13 protein-coding genes are annotated in these 15,920 nt (G+C 56.7%); 7 read left to right on the forward strand and 6 right to left on the reverse strand.

The features are described 5' to 3' along the window. Nucleotides 1–2: 2 nt before the first annotated feature. Together IM300_RS07720 and pilM are read right to left on the reverse strand one after the other, a co-directional pair. Nucleotides 3–497 carry a PilN domain-containing protein gene (locus IM300_RS07720; protein WP_193035983.1) on the reverse strand — a complete coding sequence of 165 codons (495 nt, stop codon included), beginning with the start codon at nt 495–497 and terminating at the stop codon, nt 3–5. Beyond that, nucleotides 497–1,270, reverse strand: coding sequence for a pilus assembly protein PilM (gene pilM, locus IM300_RS07725; RefSeq protein ID WP_193035985.1), 774 nt, complete (start codon nt 1,268–1,270; stop codon nt 497–499). The genes IM300_RS07720 and pilM overlap by 1 nt, the downstream gene beginning before the upstream one ends. 120 nt (nt 1,271–1,390) lie before the next feature. Here pilM and mrcA point away from each other — a divergent pair, with 120 nt between their 5' ends. Beyond that, complete coding sequence (gene mrcA / locus IM300_RS07730) at nt 1,391–3,943, forward strand: peptidoglycan glycosyltransferase/peptidoglycan DD-transpeptidase MrcA (protein ID WP_193035987.1); 2,553 nt, start codon at nt 1,391–1,393, stop codon at nt 3,941–3,943. A 93-nt stretch (nt 3,944–4,036) separates the two neighbouring features. On the opposite strand, the gene nudE is transcribed toward mrcA, so the two are convergent. Continuing rightward, nucleotides 4,037–4,597, reverse strand: coding sequence for an ADP compounds hydrolase NudE (gene nudE, locus IM300_RS07735; protein ID WP_063449510.1), 561 nt, complete (start codon nt 4,595–4,597; stop codon nt 4,037–4,039). 327 nt (nt 4,598–4,924) lie between these two features. Between nudE and IM300_RS07740 the strand changes: the two genes are divergently transcribed. From IM300_RS07740 to hslO, 4 genes are all read left to right on the forward strand, one after another. Beyond that, nucleotides 4,925–7,063 (forward strand): intracellular growth attenuator family protein, encoded by a 2,139-nt coding sequence (locus IM300_RS07740; protein WP_063865725.1) that lies wholly within the window; start codon nt 4,925–4,927, stop codon nt 7,061–7,063. Nucleotides 7,064–7,127: 64 nt separating this feature from the next. Next, nucleotides 7,128–7,811 (forward strand): GMP/IMP nucleotidase, encoded by a 684-nt coding sequence (gene yrfG, locus IM300_RS07745; protein WP_006812237.1) that lies wholly within the window; start codon nt 7,128–7,130, stop codon nt 7,809–7,811. Continuing rightward, entirely contained in the window at nt 7,808–8,209 is a 402-nt protein-coding gene (gene hslR / locus IM300_RS07750; protein ID WP_063449514.1) for a ribosome-associated heat shock protein Hsp15, read from the forward strand. The genes yrfG and hslR overlap by 4 nt, the downstream gene beginning before the upstream one ends. Before the next feature lie 18 nt (nt 8,210–8,227). Beyond that, the gene (gene hslO / locus IM300_RS07755) at nt 8,228–9,112 is read left to right on the forward strand and encodes an Hsp33 family molecular chaperone HslO (protein ID WP_006812239.1); all 885 of its coding nucleotides are present in this window, start codon (nt 8,228–8,230) and stop codon (nt 9,110–9,112) included. Between the two features lie 122 nt (nt 9,113–9,234). Here hslO and IM300_RS07760 read toward each other — a convergent pair whose 3' ends face one another. Continuing rightward, nucleotides 9,235–10,992, reverse strand: coding sequence for a DUF4153 domain-containing protein (locus tag IM300_RS07760; RefSeq protein ID WP_193035990.1), 1,758 nt, complete (start codon nt 10,990–10,992; stop codon nt 9,235–9,237). Nucleotides 10,993–11,367: 375 nt separating this feature from the next. Between IM300_RS07760 and pckA the strand changes: the two genes are divergently transcribed. Beyond that, on the forward strand, nt 11,368–12,987 hold the full coding sequence (pckA, locus tag IM300_RS07765) for a phosphoenolpyruvate carboxykinase (ATP) (protein WP_193035991.1): 1,620 nt from the start codon (nt 11,368–11,370) through the stop codon (nt 12,985–12,987). A 108-nt stretch (nt 12,988–13,095) separates the two neighbouring features. Here pckA and envZ read toward each other — a convergent pair whose 3' ends face one another. Both envZ and ompR read right to left on the reverse strand, forming a co-directional pair. Next, a complete protein-coding gene (gene envZ / locus IM300_RS07770; protein WP_003861615.1) occupies nt 13,096–14,442 on the reverse strand; it encodes a two-component system sensor histidine kinase EnvZ in 1,347 nt (448 codons plus the stop codon). Then, entirely contained in the window at nt 14,439–15,158 is a 720-nt protein-coding gene (ompR, locus tag IM300_RS07775) for a two-component system response regulator OmpR (RefSeq protein ID WP_001157751.1), read from the reverse strand. Before ompR ends, envZ begins: the two co-directional genes overlap by 4 nt. A gap of 228 nt (nt 15,159–15,386) precedes the next feature. Between ompR and greB the strand changes: the two genes are divergently transcribed. After that, the gene (gene greB, locus IM300_RS07780) at nt 15,387–15,860 is read left to right on the forward strand and encodes a transcription elongation factor GreB (protein ID WP_014072116.1); all 474 of its coding nucleotides are present in this window, start codon (nt 15,387–15,389) and stop codon (nt 15,858–15,860) included. Nucleotides 15,861–15,920: the final 60 nt, after the last annotated feature.

Genomic DNA, 15,920 nt, shown 5'->3' on the forward strand with positions numbered 1-15,920 from the left:
GGCTACCTCCGGCTATGCAGCTGAAAAGAGAACATCCATCGCCCCTGGCTATCCTGTTGCAGTTCGCCTGTCGGCCCGGGGTTAAAACCCGCCACCCTTTTCAGTGCATCGGTCATGGCGGAGAGCGCCGAAAGTGAGGAGGTATAACCCGTCAGGATCAGCGTGGGTGGCTGGTAACGCAGCGCCGTCAGCCAGGCCTGCTGGGGCATGGCGCCAGCGAGGGATTCCAGCACGGGTTGCCAGGCCACCGGCTCGGGCGGCTGAGAAGGGGTATTCAGCGCCGCTGGCTGCGGCTGACGGGCTTTCAATACCTTCTGCACCGCACGCGTGCCCGCCAGATCGCTTTGCAACGCATGTGACGAAAGAGACTGAGCCGCCCGCAGGCTAACGCCGCCCGCCAGCATCACCAGCAACGAGGCGACGTACAGCAGGCCCCAGAAGCGCAGACGCTGGATACGCTGTTGCCGACGCCACGGTAAAAGATTGGGCATGCTCATCAACGTGCCTCGCTCATGGCCAGCGCCAGGGCGACGGTGTACTCAGCACCGCATTCAGGCAGCGGCGGCTGACACAGCGTCACCGCTTCCCAGGGATCGCGAGTAGCATCAAAAACGGCGATGTCAGAAGCAGACAGCGCAAGCAGCGCCGCCAGCTCATTCACCGTCGCCGCTTCTGTGGTATAGCGCCGCCCCCACTGATGACGCATCGCCCATAACCACTGGTCTTCATCCCTCCAGGCCACGCACCGGGCGGGTTCAACAGCAGAGAGAAGATTAGCCAGCGCGCCGGCATCCGGGGCGATGGCGGCCAGGCGCAAACGCAGCGCTTTCGCCAGCGACAGCAGAGTATCGACCTCTCTGTTTTGCGCCGCGGTGACATGAAATGTGTTGCTGAACGTATCCTGCGCGTAGTCAAAGCAGAGCGTATCGGCGGGCATCTCCAGCTCACGTGCTAATGTGGCCCCTACCCAGGTGAGCTGTTCGCTGTCGCGCAAGGCTACGTTGGGCCGGGGCAACGCGCGTTGCAGCACGCGCGTCGCCGGAAATGAGAGAAAAACCCGATGCGCGTGCGGCAACGTCTTCCGCCAGCCGCGTAATGCATTAACCAGTTGATCGGGCTTGAGTATTTTTCCCTCCCCAATAATGCCGTCCGACAGCGGCACGGCCCACCAGCGGCGTAAACGCCAGCCGGCCCGCTCCCGGGTCAGCGCCACCGCGACCACCTTATCCTGTTGAATATGAACGCCTGTTTGCCACGTTTTAAAAGCCATGCTTCACGATCTCCTTATCGCCCGTCGGAGTGACGGCTATATCAATGAATCAGGCTTGCCTTTATACTACCGCGCGATTGTTTAGAAACTGCCCAGGCTAAACCAAATGGGAAATCTCCGGTGAAGTTCGTAAAGTATTTATTGATCCTTGCAGTCTGTTGCATTCTGCTGGGAGCAGGCTCGATTATTGGTTTGTACAAATATGTCGAGCCGCAACTACCTGATGTCGCCACGCTTCGTGATGTGCGGCTCCAGATCCCTATGCAGGTCTATAGCGCCGACGGTGAACTGATGGCGCAATACGGCGAGAAACGTCGTATCCCGTTGACCTTAAATGAAATTCCGCCCGTCATGGTGAAGGCCTTTATCGCCACCGAGGACAGCCGTTTTTACGAGCACCACGGTGTGGATCCGGTCGGTATTTTCCGTGCGGCAAGCGTGGCGCTGTTCTCTGGTCATGCCTCTCAGGGGGCAAGTACCATTACCCAGCAGCTGGCGCGTAACTTCTTCCTCAGCCCGGAAAAGACGCTAATGCGTAAGATCAAAGAGGTATTCCTCGCGATCCGCATTGAGCAACTGCTGAGCAAAGACGAGATCCTTGAGCTTTACCTCAACAAGATCTATCTGGGCTACCGCGCCTATGGCGTAGGGGCAGCGGCGCAGGTCTATTTTGGTAAGCCGATCGATCAGCTCACGCTGAGCGAAATGGCGACCATTGCCGGCCTGCCAAAAGCGCCGTCCACATTTAACCCGCTCTACTCGCTGGACCGCGCCACCGCGCGTCGCAACGTGGTGCTGTCGCGTATGCTGAGCGAAGGCTACATCAGCCAGGATGACTACAATCGGGCGCGCGGCGAGGTTATCGACGCCAATTACCATGCGCCGGAAATTGCTTTCTCATCGCCGTATCTGACGGAAATGGTTCGCCAGGAGATGGTGCGCCGCTACGGCGACAAAGCGTATGAAGACGGCTATCGCGTTTACACCACCGTGACCCGCAAGGTGCAGCAGGCTGCCCAGCAGGCGGTGCGTAATAACGTGATGGATTACGATATGCGTCACGGCTATCGCGGCCCGTCTAACGTGCTGTGGAGAGTGGGCGAAGGCGCATGGGACAGCAAAAAAATCACTGATTCCCTGAAGGCGCTGCCGACCTATGGCCCGCTGCGTCCGGCGGTGGTAACCCAGGCCGATCCGCAGGAAGCGGTGGCAATGATGGCCGATGGCACCTCTGTGTCGCTGCGCATGGAGGGTGTCCGCTGGGCGCGTCCGTACCGCTCTGACACTCTTCAGGGCCCGACGCCGCGTAAAGTGACCGATGTCGTACAAACCGGACAACAAATCTGGGTACGTCAGGTCGGTGATGCCTGGTGGCTGGCGCAGGTGCCGGACGTCAACTCTGCCCTGGTCTCCATCAATCCGCAAAACGGTGCCGTGATGGCGCTGGTGGGCGGGTTCGATTTCAACCAGAGCAAATTTAACCGCGCAACCCAGGCGCTGCGTCAGGTCGGTTCGAACATCAAACCGTTCCTGTATACCGCGGCGATGGACAAGGGGCTGACGCTCGCCAGTATTCTCAACGACGTGCCCATTTCCCGCTGGGATGCCGGTGCGGGCTCTGACTGGCAGCCGAAGAACTCTCCGGCGCAATACGCTGGCCCTATCCGTCTTCGTCAGGGGCTTGGCCAGTCGAAGAACGTGGTCATGGTTCGCGCGATGCGTGCGATGGGCGTTGATTATGCGGCAGAGTATCTGCAACGCTTCGGCTTCCCGGCGCAAAACATCGTCCATACCGAATCTCTGGCGCTCGGCTCCGCGTCCTTTACGCCGCTTCAGGTCGCGCGTGGATACTCGGTGATGGCGAACGGCGGCTTCCTGGTCGATCCGTATTTCATCAGCAAAATCGAGAACGATCAGGGCGGCGTGGTGTTTGAAGCGAAGCCGAAAATTGCCTGCCCTGAATGCGATATACCGGTGATTTACGGCGACACGCCAAAATCAAATGTCCTTGAAAACAAGGATATGGAAGATGTGGCGATCTCTCAGGAACGTCAGAATCTGACGGTGCCGCAGCCTCAGCTGGAACAGGCTAATCAGGCGCTGGTCGCCCAGAGCGGCGCGCAGGAGTATGCCCCGCACGTCATCAGCACCCCGCTGTCGTTCCTGATTAAGAGCGCGCTGAACACCAACATCTTTGGCGAACCGGGCTGGCAAGGCACCGGCTGGCGAGCGGGCCGCGATTTGCAGCGCCGCGACATTGGCGGCAAAACCGGCACCACCAACAGTTCAAAAGATGCCTGGTTCTCGGGTTATGGCCCGGGCGTTGTCACCTCGGTCTGGATTGGTTTTGACGATCACCGCCGTACTCTGGGGCGCACAACCGCTTCTGGCGCGATTAAAGATCAGATTTCCGGTTACGAGGGCGGAGCGAAGAGTGCGCAGCCGGCCTGGGATGCTTACATGAAGGCCGCTCTCGACGGCGTACCGGAGCAGCCGCTAACGCCTCCGCCGGGCATTGTCACGGTCAATATTGACCGCAGCACCGGGCAGCTGGCGAATGGCGGCAACAGCCGCGCAGAGTATTTCATCGAGGGCACGCAGCCAACCACGCAGGCGGTGCACGAGGTGGGTACCGAAATCATTGATAACGGCGAAACGCACGAGCTCTTCTGACGCCGACAAAAAAGCCGGGTGGCGACGACGCCTGACCCGGCCTACAGCGTAACGCAAAACGGCAACCATCGGTTGCCGTTTTTACGGGTGGCGCTACAAACGCCCCTGCCCCTTCAGCCACTCCCGCACCAGGAACAGTGCGCTCACGTTGCGCGCCTCGTTAAAGTCAGGATCTTCCAGCAAATCCATCAGGTGGGCCAGCGGCCAGCGAACCTGCGGCAGCGGTTCCGGCTCGTCTCCTTCCAGCGATTCAGGATAGAGATCTTCCGCGACAACAATGTTCATTTTGCTGGAAAAATAGGATGGCGCCATGCTCAGCTTTTTCAGGAACGTCAGCTCCTTCGCGCCAAAACCGACCTCTTCTTTCAGCTCCCGGTTTGCCGCTTCAAAAACCGTTTCGCCCGGGTCGATCAGTCCTTTGGAAAAGCCCAGCTCGTAGGATTCAATGCCCACGGCGTATTCACGAATGAGGATCAGGTGCTCGTCGACAATGGGCACAATCATCACCGCTTCGCGCGTGGAGGGGCGCATACGTTCATAAACACGACGCACGCCGTTGCTGAATTCCAGATCCACGCTTTCAACATTAAACAGACGCGATTTCGCGACGGTTTCAACATTCAGAATGGTGGGCTTTTGTAAGGGTTTGGTCATCTTGACGGGTCTTTGCTGGGTGAACTGGCTTTATTGTGCGATACGCCGTACGGTTTCGGCAATGTCAATTGCTCTTTATTTACATTTATGCAACGTAACTGAATGCGATTCTCATTTCAAAACAAATGTCAATAGGTTGAAATGTTTCCAGGAATTTGCTGATATCGCGCCGGAACAGGCTTTGGTATCATTACCGGTCACTGGGATGCGCGTCAACATGCTCAAGTTAGACTCCATACTTGCCGATAGCCGACCACAGAATCTCATTCATTGTACAAAAGGTGCGACTGACAACACCTGTAAGAAGATAAGTAAGATGGGGAAAGCATGAGCACCATTTTGATTTTTCTCGCTGCTGTGCTGGCCTGCGCGTCGATTGCGGTGTGGGTATTCAGGCGCCGCGTACATCGCCGTTATCGGCTGCCCTTTTTAAACGCGTTCGCCGGGGCAAACACGCGCAAGCTCTCGCCAGAGGAACGCAGCACCGTTGAGCAGTATCTCGACACGCTGAACCGATCCCGGCTTTCGCCTGGCCCTACCGGCGCCAGCACCGCCCCCGTATCGCTTAACCTGAACGCACAAAGCGACACCGTTTTGTGCGTGACGCGCTCCATTACCCGCTACGGCATCACTACCGACGATCCCAACAAGTGGCGTTACTATCTCGATTCTGTTGAAGTCCACCTGCCGCCCTTCTGGGAGCAGTATATTAACGATGAAAACAGCGTCGAGCTCATCCATACCGATACGTTGCCGCTGGTTATTTCCCTTAATGGTCACACCCTGAGCGAATATGTTCAGGAAGCGCCACGCTTTGCGCTGGAGCGCGCGAGCGGAACGCAGGCCTCTATTCGCGGTGAAGAGACAGAGCAGATTGAACTGCTGAACATCCGTCAGGAGACGCATGAAGAGTACGTCCTGAGCCGCCCGGATGGCATTCGCGAAGCGGTGCTGATTGTCGTCTCGTTCCTGCTCTTTTTCATCTGCCTGCTGACGCCGGACGTGTTTGTTCCGTGGCTCGCGGGTGGCGCGGTACTGCTTCTGGCCGCCGGACTGTGGGGCATATTTGCCCCGCCGGCAAAAACGTCGTTACGTGAAATTCACTGCCTGCGCGGAACCCCAAAACGCTGGGGACTGTTCGGCGAGAACGATCAGGAACATATCAACAATATCTCGCTCGGGATCATCGATCTTATCTATCCACGCCACTGGCAGCCGTGGATTGCGCAGGACCTGGGCCAAAAAACGGATATTGATATCTATCTCGACCGCCACGTTGTACGCCAGGGACGTTATTTGTCCCTGCACGATGAAGTGAAAAACTTCCCGCTTCAGCACTGGCTTCGCAGCGCGGTGATTGCCGGTGGCGCTGCGCTCGTCTTCGTTATGCTGCTGCTCTTCGTGCCGCTGGATATGCCGATTAAGTTTACCCTGTCGTGGATCAAAGGGGCGCAAACCGTGGAAGCCACCAGCGTCCAGCAGCTTGAAGAAGCGGGTGTCCGCGTGGGAGATACGTTGCGGCTGAAAGGTACCGGGATGTGTAATATCCACACGCCGGGCGCCTGGAACACGCGTCAGAACTCGCCGTTCGCGCCGTTCGACTGCTCTCAGATCATCTGGAATGATGCCTCTCCGCTGCCGCTGCCGGAATCGGATGTGGTCAATAAGGCTACCGCGCTCACCCAGACGATTAATCGCCAGCTCCATCCAAAACCGGATGATGATTCTCGCGTGAGCCCTGCTCTGCGCTCGGCCATTCAGAAGTCGGGCATGGTCCTGCTGGATGACTTTGGCGAAATCGTCCTGAAAACTGAAGATCTCTGTTCGGCTCAGGATGACTGTATCCGGCTTAAGAACGCGCTGGTCAACCTCGGCAACAGCAAGGACTGGGATGCGCTGGTGAAACGCGCCGAAGCGGGACGCCTCGACGGCGTGAACGTGCTTCTGCGTCCGGTCAGCGCCGAGTCGCTGGATAACCTGGTGGCGACGTCTACCGCCCCCTTCGTGCTGCGTGAAACCACCCGTGCGGCCCAGGCGCTTAACAGCCCGGCGCCAGGCGGATTTGTGATTGCCAGCGATGAAGGCAGCGACCTGGTGGATCAACCCTATCCGCAGGTTTCGCTGTATGACTATCCTGCTCAGGAACAGTGGAGCGAATTTCAGCGCCTGGCGCAGATGCTGATGCGAACGCCGTTCAGCGCAGAAGGGATCGTCACTACCCTGTTTACCGACGCCAACGGCACACGTCATATTGGCCTGCACCGCATGCCGGACAGCGCTGGCCTGTGGCGCTACGTAGGAACATCTCTGCTGCTGATTGCGATGCTGGCGTGCATTGTCTGGAACGGTTATCAGGCCGTACGCCGCTACCAGCGCTCCCGCACGCGACTGGCAGACATCCAGGCCTACTACGAAAATTGCCTTAATCCGAAACTGATCTCCTCTTCTGAGAGCCTGATCGGATAACGTCCCTGCGCGACAAGTTGTGCTACCCTGTCGCGCACGTTTCTTCTGGCTGGAGTTCCCCCTTATGCATCTTGATATCGACTGGCAGGCGGTCGATACCGTCCTGCTTGATATGGACGGCACGCTGCTCGATCTCGCCTTTGATAACTATTTCTGGCAAAAGCTGGTACCGGAAACATACGGTGAACAGCAGGGGATCTCCCCGGCGGAAGCGCAGGAATTCATTCGTTCGCAATATAGCGCGGTGCAGCATACGCTAAACTGGTACTGTCTTGACTACTGGAGCGAGCGACTCGGTCTGGATATTTGTGCCATGACCACCGCCCAGGGCGCACGCGCCGTACTGCGTGACGATACGGTCCCGTTTCTGGACGCGCTGAAAGCCTGCGGTAAGCGCCGCATTTTGCTGACAAATGCGCATCCCCATAACCTGGCCGTGAAGCTGGAACATACCGGTCTTGCTTCACACCTTGATTTATTGCTTTCCACCCACACATTTGGTTATCCGAAAGAGGATCAGCGGTTGTGGCATGCCGTGGTGGAAGAGACCGGTTTACAGCCGGAACGGACGCTGTTCATTGACGACAGTGAGCCCATTCTGGATTCTGCGGCCGCATTTGGCATTCGCTATTGCCTGGGCGTGACCAATCCTGATTCCGGCCTGGCTGAAAAAAGCTATCTGCGACATCCGGGGCTGAACGACTATCGCCGGATGATCCCCTCACTTACCGTGAAGGAGACGCCATGAAAGAAAAACCCTCTGATGGGGTAAGACTGGATAAATGGCTGTGGGCCGCCCGTTTTTATAAAACGCGCGCCCTTGCCCGTGAAATGGTTGATGGCGGAAAGGTGCATTACAACGGCCAGCGCAGCAAACCGAGCAAGCTGGTTGAACTGAATGCCACGTTGACGCTTCGCCAGGGCAACGATGAAAAAACGGTCGTGGTGAAAGCCATTACCGAACAGCGGCGGCCCGCAACCGAAGCCGTTTTGCTTTATGAAGAGACGGCCCAGAGCATAGAGAAGCGTGAGAAAACCGCGCTGGCGCGCAAAATGAATGCGCTGACCATGCCTCACCCGGACCGGCGACCGGATAAAAAAGAGCGCCGCGATCTGATGAAATTTAAACACGGTGAGAACGAGTAACCCTCACCTGCACGAGAGATGAAAATGGCCCAACACGACCAATTACACCGCTATCTGTTTGAACAATTCGCCGTGCGCGGCGAGCTGGTCACCGTATCCGAAACCTGGAAACAGATTCTGGAAAACCACAACTACCCGCTGCCGGTGAAAACCCTGTTGGGCGAACTGCTGGTTGCCACCAGCCTGCTGACCGCCACGCTGAAATTCGCAGGCGATATTACCGTACAGTTGCAGGGCGATGGCCCAATGTCGCTGGCGGTGATCAACGGCAATAACCAGCAGCAAATGCGCGGCGTGGCGCGCGTTCAGGGCGATATCCCTGAAAATGCCGATCTGAAAACGCTGGTCGGTAACGGCTACCTGGTCATCACCATCTCGCCTGAAGAAGGTGAGCGCTATCAGGGCGTGGTCGGTCTGGAAGGCGATACGCTTGCCGCCTGCCTGGAAGATTACTTCATGCGTTCCGAACAGCTGCCAACCCGCCTGTTCATCCGTACCGGTGAAGTTGACGGCCAGCCTGCCGCCGGCGGTATGCTGCTCCAGGTTCTGCCTGCGCAGGATGCGCAGACCAATGATTTCGAGCATCTGGCAACGCTGACGGAAACCATCAAAGCGGAAGAGCTGTTCACCCTGTCGGCGACCGACGTGCTGTGGCGTCTGTACCACGAAGAAGAAGTGACGGTTTACGATCCGCAGGCGGTGGAATTTAAGTGCACCTGCTCTCGCGAGCGTTGTGCTGGCGCACTGAAAACCCTGCCGGATGAAGAGATCGACAGCATCATGGCGGAAGACGGTGAAATCGATATGCACTGTGACTACTGCGGTACGCACTACGTGTTCAATTCGATGGATATCGCGGAGATCCGCAATAACGCCTCTCCGGCGGATCCGCAGGTTCACTAAGGTCTGAGCCAGTTGCCCGGCGGCGCTATGCTCGCACGGGCCTACAATGAATGGTGCAATTTTTTGATATGATTGCTAATTGTAGGCCGGGTAAGCGTAGCGCCACCCGGCAAGAAAGAGCACTAACGCCACTGCGCATTATTGTAACTGTCGTAGCTCATATCGACACGCTCCCCAAAAATCTCAATATCCGCCCAGGGCTTCACGACAGATTTCACTTTCCTCTGCCTTAATGCGCGGTCAAGTTCTTCTCTGGTCAACGCCTCCGGCATTTTCCACGCGTCCCCGGCTATCCTCCAGCCCGTGTCGGTTTGTGTGTAAGCCACGATCGTGCGATCGGTAAAGTGAAATAGCACGGCTTCCGGCTTGCCGTCGCCGTTAAGATCCAGCGGCATGAGTAAACAGTTACTCTGGGCGCTATCGCAGCTCTCAAAGCGATACTGATTGTTGAGCATGGCTTGCCACAATGCCTTATCAGGACGAGCCATTCCCGGTGCGAGCTGAACCTGTTTTTCCAGCATCGCGGCGGTCATCTTACCTGCTCCGCCAGCGTTCCCGGAGAGAAGACCATTTATTTCACGCTGGCGTTTTGGGTTAGAGATAAACTGCGGATCGTTTTGCAGCGTGAGCATCGCCTCCCGCCCCTTTCGTCCAGCGTTACTGAGCATATACAGGCTGACTTGATCCGCAGTTATTCTGCCTTCCTGATAGCGGGCCATATGGCTTGCGACACTTATTCGCCACGGATCCAGCACGGGAGTATGGATCAACGCCAGGAAGACGAGGGAAAGCAGCCCGGTCGCCGGAATGACGTATGCATGGATTTTCTGCGGTTCACGGCGCTGAATCAGGATGCTGGCGCAAAAACCGACCGCCCAGACCAGCGCCACGATGGTTATTAATACCCCGTACAAACGCTCGGGTGACCAGCCGTATTGCGAAATGCGTAGCCACAGCGCCCATCCCGCCAGAACCGGATACGCGGGTACGATAGCCACGGCAAGGCGAATCATCCCTCGCAGCGGGGCATAGTAAGGCAGCGTTTGACGCTGTGGATGCCACACTATCGTCACCAGGAATAACAGCAGCAGCGCTAAGGTGGTCAGCAAGCCCGCGGCGGATATCCTGGCTGAAATGGATTCAAAGCCGACAAAAGGCAACGCGCCAATAAAGAGCAGCGCCAGCGCCGCCATCAGGGGAAGCAGACCGGTGGCGATGAGGGTCAGCAAATTTTGCAGGGCAAGGATTAACCTTACCTGCATGCGCGTGAGCACGGCCGCACTGGCTGAAACCACGCCAATCGCCCCTGAAATAAACCCGTCAGAATGGAAGAAAAGCCGATCAAAAAAGCCGATGCCGATAAGTTCGAAAAGCTCGGCCCAGAGGAAAAGCACCAGCCAGAAGAGACCATTCGAAACAAAAATAATGAGCAGCGTCAGCGCGTTATGCCAGTTGCGTTGATAAAAGTCGCTGTAAAACGAGGTAGTCGGGACAGGATCCAGACGCCGCTGAAGCCATGGCAACACCAACAGCGTCATCAGCAGCAGATGAAAGCCGAAAACGAGCATCTCATCTCTGAGACTCCAGCTTTCGAGTCCTGCAACGCTCCACTTAAGCCAGCCGCCCATACCCGCGACTGCCGCGCCGATCAACCCGAGCGCCAGCCACAAAAAAGGCTTTCTGAACGATGTCACAGCAAGCGACATCGTGGTCGTCATTACCACGGTGGCAGGAATAACGCACATCAACCACAGCGTATCGGACGGCAATTTCGCATGCCCGATGTACCAGGTAATGGCATAGCAGAGCACTCCCTGTAAAGCGCCCGCCAGCACGACGGCCAGGCGCGTTGAAGGGGATAACGTTTCACTGTTGTCCATCTTTCATCCCTTGCTTACGAAAAATACAATGTCCCATTAAAGCGATATCAGGGTGTCAACGGCAATATCTGAAATCATAGTTGCAGGAGACATGAATCGTTTTCCTAATGTAACCCTTACGTAATTTTCTTTCATGTATGCGATTACATTCACATTCTTCCGGATAAATTCACCAGAGATTAACCTTTTAAGAACATTTTCCCCAACCAAAAAGCGATTCCTGCGATAATCTGCCCGCCCTGTGACTGGAGTCGCAGCGTTTTCCGTTAGTAAGGGTTTTGACCAGATACGTAAATCTATGAGCCCCGTCGCGGTTAACATCCCCAGAAAAACCCTACAATTTCAGGCAGTACATATTGGCTAAGGAGCAGTGATATGCGTGTTAATGGTTTAACCCCGCAAGATCTCAAGGCTTATGGTATTCACGACGTCCAGGAAGTGGTCTACAACCCCGATTACGATACGCTGTATCAGGAAGAGCTTAATCCCGCGCTGGAAGGGTACGAGCGAGGTGTGTTGACGAATCTTGGTGCTATCGCCGTCGATACCGGTATTTTTACCGGCCGTTCGCCGAAAGATAAATACATCGTCCGAGATGATACCACCCGCGATACGCTGTGGTGGGCCGATAAAGGCAAAGGGAAGAACGATAACAAACCGCTCTCTCCTGAAACCTGGCAGCATCTCAAAGGGCTCGTCACCCATCAGCTTTCCGGCAAGCGTCTGTTCATCGTCGATGCTTTCTGCGGCGCTAACGCCGACACCCGTCTCTCCGTTCGGTTTATCACTGAAGTGGCCTGGCAGGCGCATTTCGTGAAGAACATGTTCATTCGTCCGACCGATGAAGAACTGCAAAACTTCACCCCTGACTTTATCGTGATGAACGGCGCGAAATGCACCAACCCGCAGTGGAAAGAGCAGGGTCTGAACTCCGAAAACTTCATCGCCTTCAACCTGACCGAGCGTATCCAGCTGATCGGCGGTACCTGGTACGGCGGCGAAATGAAGAAAGGGATGTTCTCGGTCATGAACTACCTGCTGCCGCTGCGCGGTATCGCCTCCATGCACTGCTCGGCGAACGTCGGTGAAAAAGGTGACGTGGCGGTGTTCTTCGGCCTTTCCGGCACCGGTAAAACCACGCTGTCCACCGATCCAAAACGTCGTCTGATTGGCGACGACGAGCACGGCTGGGATGACGACGGCGTGTTTAACTTTGAAGGCGGCTGCTACGCGAAGACCATTCGCCTGTCTGAAGAGGCAGAGCCGGATATCTACCACGCGATTCGTCGCGATGCGCTGCTGGAAAACGTCACCGTGCGTGCCGATGGCACTGTCGACTTCGACGATGCGTCCAAAACCGAAAACACCCGCGTGTCTTATCCGATCTACCACATCGACAACATCGTGAAGCCGGTGTCGAAGGCGGGCCACGCCACGAAGGTGATTTTCCTGACCGCGGACGCGTTCGGCGTGTTGCCGCCAGTTTCCCGCCTGACCGCCAGCCAGACGCAGTACCACTTCCTCTCTGGCTTTACCGCTAAGCTGGCGGGAACCGAGCGCGGCGTGACCGAGCCAACCCCAACCTTCTCCGCCTGCTTCGGCGCGGCGTTCCTGTCGCTGCACCCGACGCAGTACGCGGAAGTGCTGGTGAAACGCATGCAGGCGTCCGGTGCCCAGGCCTATCTGGTGAACACCGGCTGGAACGGTACCGGCAAGCGTATCTCCATCAAAGATACCCGCGCCATCATCGACGCCATCCTGGACGGTTCGCTGGACAACGCCGAGACCTTTACGCTGCCGATGTTCGATCTGGCGATCCCAACCGAGCTGCCGGGCGTGGATACGCGTATCCTTGACCCGCGCAACACCTACGGTTCACCGGAACAGTGGCGCGAGAAGGCAGAATCGCTGGCGAAACTGTTTATCGAAAACTTTGAGAAGTATACCGATACCCCGGCAGGTGAAGCGCTGGTGAGTGCGGGTCCGAAGCTGTAGCCCTTGAGAGTGTCGGGGTGAGGGCATCAGGCCGCAGAGACTGAACCTTGTCGGGTGGCGGCTTCGCCTTACCCGACCTACGAAAAGGGTGGCTAAAGCCACCCTTTTTTAACTCTCTTTTACCTGCCCCCGTAAAACCGGCACCGGTAACCATGCGCGAATACTCAATCCACCCCGTTCGCTGGTGCCAATTTCCAGCAGTCCGTTATGGTTATCAACAATACGCTGCACAATCGCCAGGCCTAAGCCCGTGCCGCTGGTGCTGCGCGCGCTGTCGCCGCGCACGAAAGGCTGGAACAGGTGCTTACGCTGCTCAGGCTTGATGCCCGGACCATCGTCTTCCACCTGGAACCAGGCGCGGTTGAGTTCCGTACCGCTGCTGACTTTGATCCAGCCGTTGCCGTAGCGCGCCGCGTTGACCACCATATTCGCCACCGCGCGTTTGATGGAGAGCGGGTGCATACGTACCTGAATCTCACCCGCCTGAAGGTCGGTCGCAATTTCACGTTCATAGCCGCTTTCCGCGGCGACCACTTCCCCCAGCACCGCGTTCAGATCCGCCATCTCCATCGGCATCTCCTGCCCGGTGCGCAGATAATCGATAAACTGCTCGATGATGGCGTTACACTCTTCTATATCTTTATTAATAGATTCAGCGAGATAACCGTCCTGCTCGCCCATCATCTCTGTCGCCAGCCGGATGCGCGTCAGCGGGGTGCGAAGGTCATGGCTGACCCCGGCCATCAGCAGCGTACGGTCGTCCGCCAGCTGTTTAACGCCTGCCGCCATGTGGTTAAACGCACGCGTCACCGAGCGCACTTCCGACGCGCCATACTCGCGCAGCGGCGGTGGGATAATCCCTTTACCGACCTGCAATGCCGCATGCTCCAGGTCGACCAGCGGTCGGTTCTGGATACGAATAAACAGCCACGCGCCGCCGATGGCCAGCAGCATGATCGCCAGGGTGTAACGGAACAGCGGCGAGAAGTCGCCCTGATGGATTTCGGTGAGCGGAACACGCACCCAGATGTTGGGTGACAGCCAGGTTTTCAGCCAGACAACCGGCGAGCTTTTATTGACCTCAACGCGCACTTCCGTCGGGCCGCCAAGCTGCTGCGCCATCTGCTGGCTGAGGAATTCATAATGCTGCGCCCAGCGCAGGCCAGCATCTTCCGCCGCTTCGTTGGAGTAGAGCGAAATACCCAGCTCACGGTAGATTTCCCGACGGAACGCCGGGGGAACAACCAACTGCGTGCCGTCCTCCAGTTGCAGTTTGTCGGTCATCAGCATACGCACTTCGTATGCCAGCACCTTATTAAACTGCTGAAGGCTCGGCAGGATCGCAAAGTTCAGCACCACCAGGTAGGTCGTCACCAGGCTGACAAACAGCAGGGTGACGATCAATAACAGCGTGCGGGCAAACGAACTTCGCGGCGAGAAGCGCATTCGCCTCATGCTTTAGAGCCGTCCGGGACAAACACGTAGCCCAGACCCCACACGGTCTGAATGTAACGAGGATGCGCCGGATCTTCTTCCACCATGCGGCGCAGACGAGAGATCTGCACGTCGATGGAACGCTCCATCGCCGAGTATTCACGACCACGCGCCAGATTCATCAGCTTGTCACGTGAGAGCGGCTCACGCGGGTGGCTGACCAGCGCTTTCAGCACCGCGAACTCGCCGCTGGTGAGCGGCATTGGCTCATCTTCACGGAACATCTCACGGGTGCCGAGGTTCAGCTTGAACTTACCGAATGCAATAACTGCCTCTTCCTGAGACGGCGCGCCCGGCAGCTCGTTCGCCTGACGACGCAGCACGGCGCGAATACGCGCCAGCAGTTCACGCGGGTTGAACGGCTTAGGAATGTAGTCATCAGCGCCAATCTCAAGGCCGACGATACGGTCAACTTCTTCACCCTTCGCCGTCACCATGATGATCGGCATCGGGTTGCTCTGGCTGCGCAGGCGGCGGCAGATAGAGAGCCCGTCTTCGCCAGGCAGCATCAGGTCCAACACCATCAGGTGGAAGGATTCACGCGTCAGCAGACGATCCATCTGTTCCGCGTTCGCGACGCTACGAACCTGGAAGCCCTGCTCTGTCAGATAACGTTCCAGCAGCGCACGCAGGCGCATGTCGTCATCCACGACCAGAATTTTGTAGTTCTCTTGCATTGTGTGTACTCCCAAAGGTTCGGATAGGCCTGGAACAGCGTATTCTAAAAAAGTGCACGTGTTCGACCAGCAAATTCTGGTATAAATTCTAGACGAAATTGTTACAAAGCATATTTAACAGCAGCTTATCTGTTCATTTCATCACATAAATCATTATTAATCTTGTCTGTTACACTGTGCGCTACGTATTGTGCGCAAAGACAGTTAACCGGCATTAAAGGCTGCACCATGAAAACGCCTCTGATCACCCGTGAAGGGTACGAAAAACTCAAAAAAGAGATGGATTACCTGTGGCGCGAAGAGCGTCCGGAAGTGACCAAAAAAGTCACCTGGGCGGCAAGCCTGGGCGATCGCAGCGAGAATGCGGACTACCAGTACAATAAAAAGCGGCTGCGCGAAATCGATCGCCGGGTACGCTACCTGACGAAGTGCCTCGAGAATCTCAAAATCGTCGATTACTCCCCGCAGCAGGAAGGTAAAGTCTTCTTCGGCGCCTGGGTGGAGATCGAAAACGACGATGGCAACACCCTGCGTTTTCGCATCGTCGGTTACGATGAAATTTTCGGTCGTAAGGATTACATTTCTATCGACTCACCGATGGCCCGCGCCCTGCTGAAAAAAGAGGTGGGCGATTTAGCCGTTGTCCAGACGCCCGCCGGTGAAGCAAGCTGGTACGTCAACGAAATCGAGTATGTTAAATAGTCCGAGAGCGCCCTCCCCGGCTGGCATTTTTTGGTGTCAGCCCGTATAACTATCCCCCTG

Origin of the sequence: Enterobacter cloacae complex sp. I2 (genome assembly GCF_014896205.1) — a bacterium.
GTDB classification, from domain to species: domain Bacteria; phylum Pseudomonadota; class Gammaproteobacteria; order Enterobacterales; family Enterobacteriaceae; genus Enterobacter; species Enterobacter quasihormaechei.

Bases quoted from the DNA above. Each gene is read 5' to 3' on its own strand.
- pckA (WP_193035991.1), top strand. From the start codon at position 11,368: ATGCGTGTTAATGGTTTAACCCCGCAAGATCTCAAGGCTTATGGTATT.
- IM300_RS07740 (WP_063865725.1), top strand. From the start codon at position 4,925: ATGAGCACCATTTTGATTTTTCTCGCTGCTGTGCTGGCCTGCGCGTCG.
- nudE (WP_063449510.1), bottom strand. From the start codon at position 4,597: ATGACCAAACCCTTACAAAAGCCCACCATTCTGAATGTTGAAACCGTC.
- IM300_RS07760 (WP_193035990.1), bottom strand. From the start codon at position 10,992: ATGGACAACAGTGAAACGTTATCCCCTTCAACGCGCCTGGCCGTCGTG.
- hslR (WP_063449514.1), top strand. From the start codon at position 7,808: ATGAAAGAAAAACCCTCTGATGGGGTAAGACTGGATAAATGGCTGTGG.
- pilM (WP_193035985.1), bottom strand. From the start codon at position 1,270: ATGGCTTTTAAAACGTGGCAAACAGGCGTTCATATTCAACAGGATAAG.
- IM300_RS07720 (WP_193035983.1), bottom strand. From the start codon at position 497: ATGAGCATGCCCAATCTTTTACCGTGGCGTCGGCAACAGCGTATCCAG.
- ompR (WP_001157751.1), bottom strand. From the start codon at position 15,158: ATGCAAGAGAACTACAAAATTCTGGTCGTGGATGACGACATGCGCCTG.
- envZ (WP_003861615.1), bottom strand. From the start codon at position 14,442: ATGAGGCGAATGCGCTTCTCGCCGCGAAGTTCGTTTGCCCGCACGCTG.
- greB (WP_014072116.1), top strand. From the start codon at position 15,387: ATGAAAACGCCTCTGATCACCCGTGAAGGGTACGAAAAACTCAAAAAA.
- hslO (WP_006812239.1), top strand. From the start codon at position 8,228: ATGAAAATGGCCCAACACGACCAATTACACCGCTATCTGTTTGAACAA.
- yrfG (WP_006812237.1), top strand. From the start codon at position 7,128: ATGCATCTTGATATCGACTGGCAGGCGGTCGATACCGTCCTGCTTGAT.